The following is a 13,010-nucleotide window of genomic DNA, read 5'->3' as shown; positions in this document are numbered from 1 at the left end:
CCAGCACCCATTCCGTCTTTTTAGAGAGTCTTATGCGCCATCACGTATTCGCAGCCGCCATGCTGTCCACTGCCCCGCTCGCCTATGCGGCCGACGACGTCACCCTGCAGACCATCAAAGTCCGGGCAGACAAGCCATCCAGCATCGACAGCGTCGTTCTGGTCGAGAATACGCAAGCCCAGAACAGGACCTTGGGCGGCATGCTCGAGCATGTCTCGGGCGTGCAAAGCAGCGCCTTCGGGCCGAATGCGGGCGCACCGGTGATACGCAGCCTGAGCGGCAGCCGCGTGCAGATACTCGAAGACGGCCAGTCCATTCTCGGCATGAATGCGCTCAGCGGCGACATCAACATCCCGTTCGATCCCCTGTTTGCGCGCAGCGTGACCGTCAACAAATCGTCCGATAGCGTGCGTTTCGGCGGCAATGCGATTGGCGGCAGCGTCGACGTCGATTCCGGCCTCGTTTCCAGGAAGATGGAGAGCAAGGAGAAAGACCTGGAATTCGTCTTGCGCAAGGGCTTCAACGACGCCAACGCCCAGGGCTTGCGCATGAATTTCAACGATGGCAAGCGCTTCTCGACGAATTTGCAGATGTCATTCCAGAAGATCGGGCATTACGATATTCCTGGCAACAGCAAGGCGGGCGTGTGCAACAGCCAGCTGTTCCCCTTGAAGGGCGGCGTGAATACCTTTCTGGCCGACAGTTGCCAGAAAGAAGCGAGGGTCCAGCAAGTCTACAACAAGGCGTCGCAACCGTTTATCGACCAGTTCATGAAGGAGAATCCGGACTGGGCCGACGGTGATTTTTCCTTCTATACGAATCAGCCGACCTCCGTCTGGCAGCGCAAGACCTACGTCAATCCGGCCAACCCCGCTTACGTGCCCGGTACGCCCAAGACGGCGCAAAACAAGATCAACAAGGACGTGACTCCCGACTACCATGGCACCCTGGGCAACAGCCATGCCAGCAATTCCCACTTTGCCGTCGGCAGCACCTACTTTTTCGATCGCGGCTACGTGGCCGTCAGCCTCGACACCAAGAATAGCGAGTATGGCGTGCCGGGCTTTTCCATGGAAAACAAGTCGTTCGGCGCGAACTATGATGAGGGGCTGCCCGTCGGCGTCGTGATCAGCCAGGATAAATATGCGCTGGAAGCGAAGCTGCTCGACCCCGTCGCGTATATGGAAAGCGCGCAGCTGCGCGTGTCCCGCCTGAACAATGCGTCGGGAGAACGTCTCGGCGCGGCCAAGGCGAACGATTACCAGTTCGACACCAATCAAGCCGAACTGCTGCTGGCGCACCGGCGCGCGGGCCCATTGAGCGGCTTGCTTGGCCTCAGCCATAAAGCCAGGGATATCGCCGGCAGCGGGACGCAGCTGTACCTGCCCGATGCGAGCACGGTCAGCAATGCCCTGTTCGTCAAGGAGAGCCTCGACCTCGACTGGGCCACTTTCGATGCCGGCTTTCGCCATGAAAAAGTGGACCACGACATCCGCAAGAGCGGATTCAAGACGTCGAGGAATGCGAAAAATGTCAAACTCGAGGACAAGTCGTTCAGCCTGAACAGCTATAGCCTGGGGGCCTCGGCTAAGCTAGGCCAGCTTTTCGGCGCGAAGCTGCGCTATGCCGCCTCGGAAAGAGCACCCGACGTCAATGAGTTGTACGCGAGCAACCGCCACTATTCGATCATGACGCAGGAAGAAGGCAACCAGGACCTGAAAGCCGAGCGCGCGCGAAATACCGAGCTTACGGGCTTATTCGCCAATCGCGGCTTCCAGCTGTCCGCAACGGGCTACGTCATGAAGTACGAGAACTATCTCTACCTTGGCCACTCGGGCGCCCAGATGGCCAATCGCCTGCCCTTGAAATATTGGAAACAGACCGATACGACGGTCAAGGGATTCGAGATCGACGCCTCCCAGGTGATTCAGCTTGGCGGCTACGGCAAGCTGAACCTCTCCGCATTTGCCGACCTGGTCAAGAACAAGGCGGACAATCCCGACAAGCTGCGCGCGCACAACGATGGCGCCTATCTGCCCAACATGCCCACCAACCGCTATGGAGCCAACGTGCTGTGGGAAAACCAGGGCTGGAAGGCCAGGCTGTCCAGTACCTGGTATGACAAGCAGAAGTATCTGGGCAAAAGCGTCAGCGAGGAAGTGCCGCTCGATGGCTACACCATGGTGAACTTCCAGGTGAGCCGCGCACTGCAGGTGCCGAATTCACCGTTCGCAGGTCTCGAAGTGTTTATTAGCGGCACCAACCTGCTCGATGACGATGCCAGGCCGCACAATTCTCCACTGAAATACATCGCGCCCTTGCCGGGCCGGGGTTTCCAGATTGGATTAAGCGCGAAACTCTAAGGCAATTCGCCGCCCAGCTCCCGACCCACCAGCGCCAGCAGGCTGTCGCCCCGGTTGCCGTCGCAGCAGATGGCCACGCCGTCCGTGAAGTCGGGCGCCGTCAGCCGCGTGAGGACGCTGCCAGGCGGCATTTCCAGCGCCAGCCGGGCGCCCCGTTCCCATGCCAGGCGCGCGGTAGCGGACCACTGCACGCGCTGCGCCATGTTGGCGGCCAGGCTGTCGCGGATGCGGGCCGGGTCGAACAGCGCGCGCGCCGCGCTGCTGCTCAGGTAGACGAGCGATGGCCGGCGCACTACCACACCATCGAAGGCGGCAGCCATGTCGCCCGCGGCAGCCTCCATCAACGGGCAATGCGACGGCACGCTGACGGCCAGGCGCCTGGTCTTGCTGGCGCCATGCGCCAGGGCCAGTGCCATCACGGCGTGCAAAGCAGGTTCGCTGCCGGCAATGGCGATCTGGCGCGGCGCGTTCAGGTTGGCGACATACACGGGCGTGGCCGCGCCATGCACTTGCGCCAGCAAGGGTTCCAGCTGCGCAAGATCAAGTCCGATGATGGCCGCCATGCCGTAACCGGCGGGATACGCCTGTTCCATCAATTCGCCGCGCCGCGCCACCAGGCGCACGGCATCGGTGAAATCGAGCGCGCCGGCGACGACGGCCGCCGCATACTCTCCGATGGAAAAGCCGGCCACCATGTCAGGCAGCGCGCCGCGCGCGACCAAGGAACGCGCCATGGCCACGCCCGCGATCAGCAGGCACAATTGCACGGCCCGCGTCGACGCCAGCGCGGCGACCGTGTCCAGCGCCAATGGATCGTGGCCCAGCACGACCGCCGCTTCGGCCAGGGCTGTCTCCACGGCCGCATCGCCGGGCAGCGCATGCAGCATGCCCGGAGTCTGGGCGCCCTGGCCGGGAAAGGTAAATAGCACGCTCATGCCAGCGCCCATGGCGTAGCCGTCAGCACGGGACCGCGGTCCGTTTTCAGCAAGACCTTGGCCCGCCCCGCCGCCCACTCGGCATACGCAAAGCCGCCGCTACCCGTGTCGATCTGCAGATCCAGCCGGCATGCCGTGACGGTCGCCGCGATGGCGCGCAGGGCCTCGGCCTGGGCGGCGTCCGGCGGCGCGGCGATGCGCAGCACGAGATCGAGGTCGCTGTCGGCGCGCAGCACGGGCAAGCTGCTCGCCAGCGCAAAGCCCACGCCGCCCGTCGGCCCCCACGCCCAGCCCGTGGCGTCCAGCAGCGGCGCCACCTGCCGCAACGCGTCGAGCGCAGCACAGGAGAAATCCGCCACTGGCGCATGCGCCAGCATTTCCGGCGTCACGCGGCGCACGACGGCGGCGGCATCCACTTCGCACGCATGCCGCTCGCTGCGCAGCATGCCCCGCAGGCCAACGGGGATGCGCCCGGGCGCGGTGCTGGCGCGCCGCACCACCAGGGGTGCATCCTGCAGCCACGCAGAGTCGGCCCAGGCGGGCAAGGATGCGCCGTCCGGCAGGCCGGACACCCACAGCAAATCATGCGCGCGCCAGGCTTCCATCAGGCCACCACCGCCTTGACGGCAAAGAATAGCAAGGACGGTCCCAGCAAGCATCCCAGGCCCGTATGAAAGGTGGCGACCAGCGCGCCGTACGGCACCAGTTTGCGGTCGGTGGCGGCAAGGCCCGCCGAGACGCCGCTGACGGTGCCGGCCAGGCCGCCGAAGACCATGGCCGAACGCGGCGTTTTCAGGCGCAAAAAGCGCGCCGCGGCGGGCGTGCCCACCATCACCAGGATGGCCTTGATGAGGCCCGCCGCGATACTCAGGGCCATGACGTCCGAACTGGCGCCGATGGCCGCTCCCGTGACGGGGCCGACGATGTACGTGACGGCGCCGGCGCCGATGGTGGTCATGCTGACGGCGTCCGAATAGCCAAACGCGTACGCCACGCCGGCGCCGACGAGAAACGGCAGCACCACGCCCAGCATCAGCGCCACGACGCCGATCAGGCCCGCCTTGCGCGCCTCCGTCGCCTGCACCTCGAAGGCCGTGGCGACGATGGCAAAGTCGCGCAGCATGGCGCCGCCCATCAGGCCGATGCCGCCGAACAGCGACAGATCGGCCAGTCCCTTGTGGCCGCCGCTATGCACGCCGCCCCAGTAAGCGAGGCCCAGGCCGATCACGATGGCAATCGCCGAACCGTGCACGCGGCCCAGGGTCAGATACTTCGACAGCGCCACCGACAGCAGCATGATCAGGCCGACAAAGGCGAAGGCCGTCACGAGGCCATTGTGGATGGCGGCTTTTTCAAAGAGCTCAAGCATGACGGTGCTCCTTCATCAACATCGACTCGGCTTCGGCGGCGGCGATGGCGGCCGGGCTTTCCATACGATTAATCAGCGAGATCACGGCACCGCAAACGAGCACGGAACCGATGGCGGCCAGCACGGCCACCGGCCCGCCGCGCAGCGCCGCCACCACATCCTGCTGCGCCGCCATCGCCACCACCACGGGAATATACATGGCGCCCCAGTATTCGACGCCCCGTTCCGTCATCTGCGGCAGCCAGGCGCGCCGCTGCATGTAGAGCCGGGCGCAGATCAGCAGCAGCATGGCGATGCCCACGCCGCCCACATTGGTCTTGACGCCCATCAGCTGCCCGAGCAGGTCGCCCAGGAAGATGCCGAGCAAATGGCACAGGGCCAGCAGTGCGGTTCCGTAAATGATCATGATTTGTCTCCGTTATAGGAATAGGAATGACTTGAAGTCTTCTCTGTTGTTTCACTTACCACTGCTGCCCCAGCACCTCCCTGACTTTTGCCGACGCCTGGCGGTGCAGCGCGCCCAGGCGGCTGGACAGGTCGCGCTGCGGGTCGGCGCGAATGTCGGCCAGCGCCGCCTGCAGGCTGCCCTGCACCTGTGCCAGATCAAGCTGGGACGGATCGTCCGGCTGCGCCACGTGCAAGGTTTGCCACAGCAAGCCCAGGGTGGCGTAGTTGCCAATGTCGTAGGCCATCGGCGCGATGCTTGCGGCCAGCGCTTCCAGCGCTGCCACCGTGCGCAGGGTGATGCGGGCGGCCGAGGCCTTGCCCATCGCATGCACCATCACGTGCGGGTCGTCGAGCGCGATCAGGCGGTTGGCCTGGTAGCCGTGGGCGAGAAAAGCGCCCGACATGGCCTTGCCGACGATCAGGCCGATCACGGGATGGCCGGCCAGGCGCGCCTCGGCATACGCCCCCGCCGCGCCGGCCAGCGCCTGGTGGATGCCGTACGCTTCTTCGCGCCGGCCGTACGCCTGGCTGGCCACGTCGATGACGGCGACGATGGGCCGCTTCACGGCCAGGTCGCGGTCCTCCAACACCACCTGCCGCACGGCACGCGCCAGCTGCCACGCCTCGACCAGGCCGATTTCACCGGTGCGGGCACGCGAAAAACGGTTGTCCGGGTCGGGCAGCACGGCGAGGTAGCGCGCCGGCTCGCCCGCCAGCAGCGCGTCGACCACGCGCACGGAAGGCGGATAACCGTCCAGCGGCGCAGCGTTATTCGTGAGTGCCGCCAGCCAGACGGCGCCCCGGCTCGTTTCGGTAATGGCGTTCATGCTGCGGTTCCTTTGCTGTAGATGCTGCGCACGGCTTGCGACGTGGCTTGCGGCCCGGCGTCCACTTGCGCCAGGCGGGCAAGAAAATCGTCGGCCTGGCTGCTGCGGTGCTGCGCCGGCACGCCGCGTGCAAACAAGGCGGCCACGGTGGCGCGCATCTGCGCCGTATCGTCCTCGACATAGGCGTCGGCCAGGCCGCTGTGGAAACGCTGCTCGCCGCCCGTGAGGCTCCAGATGAACGGTTTGTTGCGCGAGTCGAATTCGTCCACGCCCGCTTCCTGCTCGATCACGGCGGGACCATTGAGACCCAGGCGCGCCTCGCGCGTGACGATCAAGTAACTGCACAGACCTGCCGCGATCGACATGCCGCCGTAGCAGCCCACGGTGCCAGCCGTAATCCCTATCACGGGCTGGTAGCGGCGCAGATCGACAATCGCCGCATGGATGTCGGCAATGGCAGCGAGGCCCAGGTTGGCTTCCTGCAGGCGCACGCCACCCGTCTCGAACAGGATCACGGCGCGTGTCGGTATTCCCTGGCGGTTGTCGCGCGCCGCCAGTTCCAGCGCGCCGGCGATTTTCGCGCCGCCCACTTCGCCCATGCTGCCGCCCTGGTAGGCGCCTTCAATGGCCAGCACCACGGCCGGCTGGCCGTCGAACAGGCCCTTGGCTACCACCACGCCGTCATCCGCCTGGGCCGTCACGCCTTGTTGCGGCAGCCAGGGCGAGGTGATGCCGCAGAACGGATCGAGCAGTTCGCGCATGCTGCCAGCGTCCAGCAAGGCCCTGGCCCGGCTGCGCGCCCCGCGTTCGATGAAGCTGTCGCGCTCCAGCAATTCCTTCAAGGTGCTCATGCCGTCCTCCCCGCTTGCAATTCTTCGTAGGCTTGCTCGATGCGCATGCGCACCACGCCCGGCGTGGCGCCGCAATCGTTGATGACGATGCGCGCCGCCGGCAGCGGCTCGCCGCCGAATACGCGCTGCAGGAGCGCATCCCACACGGCGCCCTTGCCATCGACGGAGGTGTTGACGACGATGCGGGTCACGCCATCGTCGCCTGGCTGCAGCAGCACTTCCAGATCGCCCGAGCCGACGACGCCGGCCAGGGCGCGGCTAGACGCCGGCTGCCCGGCCGCGAATGTATAGTCACGCGTTTCCATGCGCTTCTCCTTGTGTCAACCGGTCGAGGAACAGGGTCGCCGCCAGCAGGTCGGCCGCGCCGCCAGGCGACACGCCCCGCGCCAGCGCCACGGCTTCCAGCGCCAGCAGCGCCTTGGCGCCATCTGCCGTGGCCGCGCCGCCGGCCGCCAGCACCCGCGCCGCCCCCTCCTGCAATGCCAGCAAGGCAGACTCGCCGCCGCGCGACAGCAGGCAGGTGTCATCGAGCTGGCTGACTATCGCCAGCAAGGCGTTCAGGCGCGCCGTCGTTTCGTTGTCGCCGCGTGCCCGCGAGGCGTGCAAGGCCGGCAATCCGGCGCCCGTCACCAAGGGAAAGCCGGCGCGGGCCTGGCCCCGTGCGCCATCGACCTGGTACTGGCGGCACGCCAGCTCGCCCTTGTTGCCCGTGGCGCCAGGCGCGCCGCGGTCGTGCAAACGGGCCAGCGCACCGGCCCGCGCCGCCACGGCCGTTGGCGCCAGCGATGCGCCGCGCGCGCCCTGCTGCGCCGCCGCCGTCACCAGGAGACCCAGCGCCCAGATGGCGCCCCGGTGCGTGTTCACGCCGCCCGTCGCCGCCAGCATCAGCGCCTCGCCATTGCGGCCGATGGCGCCGATGCGCTGGCGCAGCTGGTCGTCGTCTTCACTCTGCGCGCCAGCGTCGGCCATGGCGGCAAACACGGGCTGCAGCACGCAGGCCGAATGGCACATCAGGGCCCAGTTCAAGTCCGTGTGGGCGCCACGGCTGCGCAAATCGACCAGGCCCGGTTTCGGCGTCAAGGTCACTTCATCGAGCAGCGCCTGCAGCACTTGCCGTCCCAGCGCGGCAGAACGTTCGCGCACCGACACTGTCATCGTCATCGTGGTCGTCATTACCAGCTCCTGAATTTGGCGGGGGGTTGATACAGGCCGTCCGACCATTCGACCAGGTCGGCGATGCTTTTCGCCGCCAGCAGCGAGCGGTTCGCCGCGCCGCGCTGCACGCCGATATCCTCGGGCAGCGCGATCAGGCCGTCGGCGCGCAATTTCGCCGTCGTCTTCGGGTCGTGGCGCAGGCCGATGGGCGTGACGCCAGCGACGGCCGCCAGCATGGCCTTGCGCTCTTCGAGCGAACGGGCCTTGTACAGATAGGCGATGCCCTCTTCCGTCAGCACGTGGGTGACGTCGTCGCCATAGATCATCACGGGCGCGAGCGGCATGCCGCTGGCCTGGCCCACTGCCACGGCGTCGAGCGATTCGACGATCGTCGGCTGGCCGCCATCCTGGAACGTCTCGACCATCTGCACCACCAGCTTCTTGCCGCGCGCGAGCGGGTCGTCCGTCTCGATCAGGTCCAGCCAGGCCGGCGTCGGGTGGCGCCGGCCATGCGGGTCGTGGCCCATGTTGGGCGCGCCGCCGAAGCCGGCCAGGCGGCCATTCGTCACGGTGGACGAGTTGCCCAGGCCATCCATCTGCAAGGTGGCGCCGATGAACAGATCGACCGCGTACTGGCCAGCCAGCTGGCACAGGGCTCGGTTCGAGCGCATGGAGCCGTCGCGGCCCGTAAAGAACACGTCGGGCCGCGCGGCCGCATAGCCTTCCATGCCCAGTTCCGCGCCGAAGCAGTGCACGCTCTCGACCCAGCCCGTCTCGATGGCAGGGATCAAGGTCGGATGGGGATTGAGCACCCAGTTGCGGCAGATCTTGCCTTTCAGGCCCAGCTGCTCGCCATACGTGGGCAAAATCAGCTCGATGGCGGCCGTATTGAAACCGATGCCGTGATTGAGCGACTGCACCTGGTGTTTTTCATACACGCCGCGGATCGCCATCATGGCCATCAGCACGTGCACGGGCTTGATCACGCGCGGGTCGCGGGTAAACAGCGGCTCGATGAAGAACGGTTTATCGGACTGCACGACGAAATCGATCCACGAGCCGGGCACGTCGACCCTGGGTAAATCGCTGACGTCGTCGACGATCTGATTGACCTGGGCGATGACGATGCCGTCGCGGAAGGCGGCCGATTCCACCAGGGTCGGCGTGTCCTCCGTGCTGGGGCCCGTGTACAGATTGCCCTGGCGGTCGGCCATGTAGCCGGCCACCATGACGACGTTGGGTGTGAGGTCGACGAACAGGCGCGCATACAGTTCGATGTAGGTGTGGATGGCGCCCACCTCGAGCAAGCCATCCTGCAGGAACTGGGCGATGCGCAGGCTTTGCGTGCCGGCAAACGAGAAATCGAGCTTGCGGGCGATGCCCCGCTCGAACAGGTCCAGGTGTTCGGGCAGGCTGACGCTGGGCATGATCAGGTGCAGATGGTTAATCTTGTCGGGGTTGACCTGGGTCAGCATGCGGGCGAGGAAATCGGCCTGCTTCTGGTTATTTCCTTCGAGGACGACGCGGTCGCCCGGCGCCAGCAGCGCTTCGAGCACGGCGACCATGTCGCCCTGTTGCAGCACGGGGCCGCTCGCGTACTGGCGCACGGCGTCGAGGCGGCGGCGCTTCTCGGTGCGACGCGTGTCCCATTGTTTTTGCCGCTGCGCTGGCGCTGCTGTGGCGGTTGACATCTTGCCTCCGAATTAAGCTATCGAACCTTGACGATAGAGTGAAAACGGAGGCGCGACAATCAACCTGCTACCATGTTCATTACCCTGAAGTTAATGAACTCACGATAATCACGGTGATCATGGCCATCAACGAAGAAATCACGCTGAAAAAGCTCGAGGTGTTTCTCAGCTTTATGGAATTGAACAACCTGGCGCGGGTGGCCGACGCGCTGGGCCAGAGCACGGTCAGCGTGCACCGCGCCCTGCACTCGCTGGAAGACGGCTTGCGCTGTCCCCTGTTCAAGCGCGAGGGACGCAGCCTGATCCCCCTGCATGCGGCCTACACCTTTGCCGAATCGGCGCGGCGCGCGCTGGCCGAGTGCGAGGAAGGCGTGCGCAAGGTGCGCGAAATGTCGGGCATCAACCCCGTGCGCCTGAAAATCGGTTCGCTGTATTCCTTGACCCTGCACTGCATCCCGCAGCTGGTGATCGCCCTGAAGCTGCGCCGGCCCGGCCTCGACATCGACCTGACCCTGGGCTCGAACCGCGAACTGCTGCAAAGCCTGGCCGATGGACGTTTGGACGCCATCATCGTCGGCGTGCAGGAAGACGAACAGCATGCGGGCCTCGTCGCCGTGCCCCTGTTCCAGGACGACATCTACCTGGCCGCACCGCTAGCCTCGCCGTATGCGGGGGCCGCATCGGTGGACTTGCAGCAGCTGCGCAACGATAAATTCGTCACCCTCAACGAGGGCTTCGTCACGTCGCAAAGCTTCAACCACGCGTTCGACCTGGCAGGATTCGTGCCCGACACGGCCATGCGGGTGGGCGACATCTTCTCGCTGATCAACCTCGTCAGCGGCGGCATCGGCTACAGCCTGCTGCCCGGCCGCGTGCGCGCCTTCAGCTCGCGCATCGAACTGATCCCTCTGGACGCACGCTACGGCTCGCACCAGCAAATCACCCTGCTGATGCTGAGCAGCCGCGAGCGCGACCCGAATTTGCTGGCGCTGGCGGCGGAGTGCCGATTGTATGGACGTGGCGAGCGCGCAACTGGCAACTGAAATAGCGTCGCAGGAGCGCCGCGAGCATGCCTGTATCAACTCAAGTTGGAAACTCTCCGCGCATATAGGTTTTCCAGAGATTGTCGATAAAGTCGATCTCGACTTTATTCTGGCATGCCTGCGCAATCAAGCCCATATCGTCCGACACGTAGCCAGCAAGGTCGGAATTTTCAGTGACTTGATACACTTTCTTGAATGCGATCTCCCTGATCTCCTTCACTTGGGCGCCTTCAGATGGACAAGATGAGCTCACTTTTTCGTAGCTGGCACACCATGCGCCATCAAACTCAGCAGATTCCCTGTCGTCCAATGCAGCATCCCAATCAGTCTCTTTCTGGAAAATAGTCTCAAGAAAAGTGCTGTCATTTATTGTCGCTAAAATGTCGTTTTCGGTCGTCATCTCGATATTTCATATTGATCAGTGTAGATGCCATTCGGCATTTCGTGTTCTGGCGCACCAAGGCGGGTGATGACCTGGCGCGGAATGACACGGTACGATTAAACCGCGCTATCCCAAGGCGCTGACAAGCGCACGGCGCAGTTGATGAGGCCCACCATCGAATACGTCTGCGGGAAATTGCCCCACATCTCGCCCGTCACGGGATGCGTATCTTCCGACAACAAGCCCAGGTGGTTGCGCGCCAGCAGCATGGTCTCGAAGATTTTGCGCGCTTCGTCTTTCCTGCCGATGCGCGCCAGTGCGTCGATGCGCCAGAAGGTGCAGATGTTGAAGGCGGTCTCGGGCTTGCCGAAGTCGTCGGGCGCTTCGTAGCGGCGCATGTAGGGGCCGTCGCACAGCGATGCTTCGAGCGCGTCGACTGTCGCGATGAAACGCGGATCCATGGGGTCGATGAAGTTGACTTCCGCCATCAGCAGCACGGAGGCGTCGAGGTCGCGCCCGCCCAGGCTTTCCGCGAAGGCCAGACGTTCCTCGCTCCACGCTTCGCGCAGTAATCTCTCGCGTATCAGCACGGCGCGGCTGTTCCAGTGGTCGGCGCGGTCCGGCAAGCCCAGTTTATGCGCGACTTTCGCCAGGCGGTCGCACGCGGCCCAGCTCATCAGCATGGACGAGGTGTGGACCCTGGCGCGCGTGCGCAGCTCCCACATGCCCGCGTCCGGTTCCGCGTGCAGTTTGAAGGCCTGGTCGCCCACGGCTTCCAGCGCGGCGAACTCGGCTTTTCCCGCCCGGTGGAACAAGCGATGGTCAAGAAACGCCTGCGCCGCGCCCAGGACGATATTGCCATAGACATCGTGCTGGAAATGTTCCTGCGCCTGGTTGCCGACGCGCACGGGGCCATTGCCGCGGTAACCGGGCAAGTGGTCGAGCGTCGATTCCGGCAATTGTTCTTCCAGACCGATGCCGTACAGGGGCTGGATGTGGCCGCCTTTCGAGCGGGCGACGATGTTCGTCAGCCAGCGCAGATACTCTTCCATGGTGCCCACTTCGGACAAACTATTGAGTGCGCGCACGACAAAGAAGGCGTCGCGCAGCCAGCAGTAGCGGTAATCCCAGTTGCGGCTGCTGCCGGGCGCTTCCGGGATGCTCGTCGTCATGGCGGCAATGATGGCGCCCGTGTCTTCATATAAAGACAGTTTTAACGTGATGGCCGCGCGGATGACCACGTCCTGCCATTCCAGCGGCACGGCCAGGCGGCGCGTGTAAGTGCGCCAATAATTGATGGTTTCCTTTTCGAAGATGCGCGCCGTCTCGTCGATGCCGCCAGCCAAGGTTTCATCGGGTCCCAGCAGGAAATTGGCCGTGCCGCCCAGCACGAAATACGTTTCGCTCAGCACATAATTGAGCGATACATCCGTGTTCAGGCGCAAGGTCTGTTCCGGCCCCACGTAGCGGATGTGGTGGCTGCCCTGCGTGATCTGTGGCGCCAGTTTGCCCCAGTCGTAGCGGGGGCGCAGGCGCACGCGGATGCGCACGGCGTGGTCGAGCGGCCGGACGCGGCGGATCAGCATCAGCGGGCGGAACATGCGGTCGCGGCTGAGGAACCGGGGCGCGAAGTCCGTAATTTCCACGCCGCGCCCCTGCGTGTCGTACAGCCGCGTGCGCAGCACGGCCGTGTTCGGCTCGTAGAATTGCTCGCTGCGGGCAAAGTTTTCAATGTCGATGGCCCACACGCTGCCGTTTTCCGTGGCGTCCAGCAAGCCGTTGAAGACCGGGTCGCCATCGAAACGGGGCAGGCACGACCAGACGACTTGCCCCGCCTGGTCGATCAGGGCGCTGAAGGCGCAATTGCCCACCACACCGCAGTTGAGGGACGCTTGCGCGGGCACGCCGCCGGGGGCGTCATAAGCTTGTTCAGTGGATATGGTCATC

Annotated in this window: 13 protein-coding genes; 2 read left to right on the top strand and 11 right to left on the bottom strand. The window is 64.9% G+C overall.

Going from position 1 to position 13,010, the window contains the following annotated elements; translation table 11 throughout:
- Window positions 1–59: 59 nt before the first annotated feature.
- Complete coding sequence (locus P9875_RS14805; protein WP_278315736.1) at window positions 60–2,363, top strand: TonB-dependent receptor; 2,304 nt, start codon at window positions 60–62, stop codon at window positions 2,361–2,363.
- Here P9875_RS14805 and mdcH read toward each other — a convergent pair.
- Genes mdcH through mdcA form a run of 9 tightly spaced genes read right to left on the bottom strand, consistent with a single transcriptional unit; the run spans window position 2,360 to window position 9,638 of the window.
- Entirely contained in the window at window positions 2,360–3,298 is a 939-nt protein-coding gene (gene mdcH, locus P9875_RS14800; RefSeq protein WP_278315735.1) for a malonate decarboxylase subunit epsilon, read from the bottom strand. The genes P9875_RS14805 and mdcH overlap by 4 nt on opposite strands.
- Window positions 3,295–3,903, bottom strand: coding sequence for a malonate decarboxylase holo-ACP synthase (locus P9875_RS14795; protein WP_278315734.1), 609 nt, complete (start codon window positions 3,901–3,903; stop codon window positions 3,295–3,297). Before P9875_RS14795 ends, mdcH begins: the two co-directional genes overlap by 4 nt.
- Window positions 3,903–4,667 (bottom strand): malonate transporter subunit MadM, encoded by a 765-nt coding sequence (gene madM, locus P9875_RS14790; RefSeq protein WP_035818466.1) that lies wholly within the window; start codon window positions 4,665–4,667, stop codon window positions 3,903–3,905. Before madM ends, P9875_RS14795 begins: the two co-directional genes overlap by 1 nt.
- Entirely contained in the window at window positions 4,660–5,073 is a 414-nt protein-coding gene (madL, locus tag P9875_RS14785; protein ID WP_099376957.1) for a malonate transporter subunit MadL, read from the bottom strand. The genes madM and madL overlap by 8 nt, the downstream gene beginning before the upstream one ends.
- A gap of 55 nt (window positions 5,074–5,128) precedes the next feature.
- On the bottom strand, window positions 5,129–5,941 hold the full coding sequence (gene mdcE / locus P9875_RS14780; RefSeq protein WP_278315733.1) for a biotin-independent malonate decarboxylase subunit gamma: 813 nt from the start codon (window positions 5,939–5,941) through the stop codon (window positions 5,129–5,131).
- Complete coding sequence (locus P9875_RS14775) at window positions 5,938–6,792, bottom strand: biotin-independent malonate decarboxylase subunit beta (RefSeq protein ID WP_278315732.1); 855 nt, start codon at window positions 6,790–6,792, stop codon at window positions 5,938–5,940. Before P9875_RS14775 ends, mdcE begins: the two co-directional genes overlap by 4 nt.
- A complete protein-coding gene (locus tag P9875_RS14770) occupies window positions 6,789–7,097 on the bottom strand; it encodes a malonate decarboxylase subunit delta (protein ID WP_278315731.1) in 309 nt (102 codons plus the stop codon). The genes P9875_RS14775 and P9875_RS14770 overlap by 4 nt, the downstream gene beginning before the upstream one ends.
- Window positions 7,084–7,965, bottom strand: coding sequence for a triphosphoribosyl-dephospho-CoA synthase (locus tag P9875_RS14765; protein WP_423221780.1), 882 nt, complete (start codon window positions 7,963–7,965; stop codon window positions 7,084–7,086). The genes P9875_RS14770 and P9875_RS14765 overlap by 14 nt, the downstream gene beginning before the upstream one ends.
- Entirely contained in the window at window positions 7,965–9,638 is a 1,674-nt protein-coding gene (gene mdcA, locus P9875_RS14760; RefSeq protein ID WP_278315730.1) for a malonate decarboxylase subunit alpha, read from the bottom strand. The genes P9875_RS14765 and mdcA overlap by 1 nt, the downstream gene beginning before the upstream one ends.
- Before the next feature lie 119 nt (window positions 9,639–9,757).
- Here mdcA and P9875_RS14755 point away from each other — a divergent pair, with 119 nt between their 5' ends.
- Window positions 9,758–10,681 carry a LysR family transcriptional regulator gene (locus P9875_RS14755; RefSeq protein WP_278315729.1) on the top strand — a complete coding sequence of 308 codons (924 nt, stop codon included), beginning with the start codon at window positions 9,758–9,760 and terminating at the stop codon, window positions 10,679–10,681.
- Window positions 10,682–10,721: 40 nt separating this feature from the next.
- Here P9875_RS14755 and P9875_RS14750 read toward each other — a convergent pair whose 3' ends face one another.
- Entirely contained in the window at window positions 10,722–11,081 is a 360-nt protein-coding gene (locus P9875_RS14750) for a hypothetical protein (protein WP_035818448.1), read from the bottom strand.
- A gap of 98 nt (window positions 11,082–11,179) precedes the next feature.
- Window positions 11,180–13,009, bottom strand: a complete 1,830-nt coding sequence (locus P9875_RS14745; RefSeq protein ID WP_278315728.1) for a glycoside hydrolase family 15 protein — start codon at window positions 13,007–13,009, stop codon at window positions 11,180–11,182.
- Between the last annotated feature and the right edge of the window lies 1 nt (window position 13,010).

This window comes from Janthinobacterium rivuli, assembly GCF_029690045.1.
In the GTDB taxonomy this organism is placed as follows: Bacteria; Pseudomonadota; Gammaproteobacteria; order Burkholderiales; family Burkholderiaceae_D; genus Janthinobacterium; species Janthinobacterium rivuli.
This window is presented reverse-complemented; position numbering and strand designations above follow the sequence as displayed.

What these genes read in the sequence shown, in the direction of transcription:
- P9875_RS14805 (WP_278315736.1), top strand. Translation starts at nt 60, where the DNA reads ATGCTGTCCACTGCCCCGCTCGCCTATGCGGCCGACGACGTCACCCTG.
- mdcH (WP_278315735.1), bottom strand. Translation starts at nt 3,298, where the DNA reads ATGAGCGTGCTATTTACCTTTCCCGGCCAGGGCGCCCAGACTCCGGGC.
- P9875_RS14795 (WP_278315734.1), bottom strand. Translation starts at nt 3,903, where the DNA reads ATGGAAGCCTGGCGCGCGCATGATTTGCTGTGGGTGTCCGGCCTGCCG.
- madM (WP_035818466.1), bottom strand. Translation starts at nt 4,667, where the DNA reads ATGCTTGAGCTCTTTGAAAAAGCCGCCATCCACAATGGCCTCGTGACG.
- madL (WP_099376957.1), bottom strand. Translation starts at nt 5,073, where the DNA reads ATGATCATTTACGGAACCGCACTGCTGGCCCTGTGCCATTTGCTCGGC.
- mdcE (WP_278315733.1), bottom strand. Translation starts at nt 5,941, where the DNA reads ATGAACGCCATTACCGAAACGAGCCGGGGCGCCGTCTGGCTGGCGGCA.
- P9875_RS14775 (WP_278315732.1), bottom strand. Translation starts at nt 6,792, where the DNA reads ATGAGCACCTTGAAGGAATTGCTGGAGCGCGACAGCTTCATCGAACGC.
- P9875_RS14770 (WP_278315731.1), bottom strand. Translation starts at nt 7,097, where the DNA reads ATGGAAACGCGTGACTATACATTCGCGGCCGGGCAGCCGGCGTCTAGC.
- P9875_RS14765 (WP_423221780.1), bottom strand. Translation starts at nt 7,965, where the DNA reads ATGACGACCACGATGACGATGACAGTGTCGGTGCGCGAACGTTCTGCC.
- mdcA (WP_278315730.1), bottom strand. Translation starts at nt 9,638, where the DNA reads ATGTCAACCGCCACAGCAGCGCCAGCGCAGCGGCAAAAACAATGGGAC.
- P9875_RS14755 (WP_278315729.1), top strand. Translation starts at nt 9,758, where the DNA reads ATGGCCATCAACGAAGAAATCACGCTGAAAAAGCTCGAGGTGTTTCTC.
- P9875_RS14750 (WP_035818448.1), bottom strand. Translation starts at nt 11,081, where the DNA reads ATGACGACCGAAAACGACATTTTAGCGACAATAAATGACAGCACTTTT.
- P9875_RS14745 (WP_278315728.1), bottom strand. Translation starts at nt 13,009, where the DNA reads ATGACCATATCCACTGAACAAGCTTATGACGCCCCCGGCGGCGTGCCC.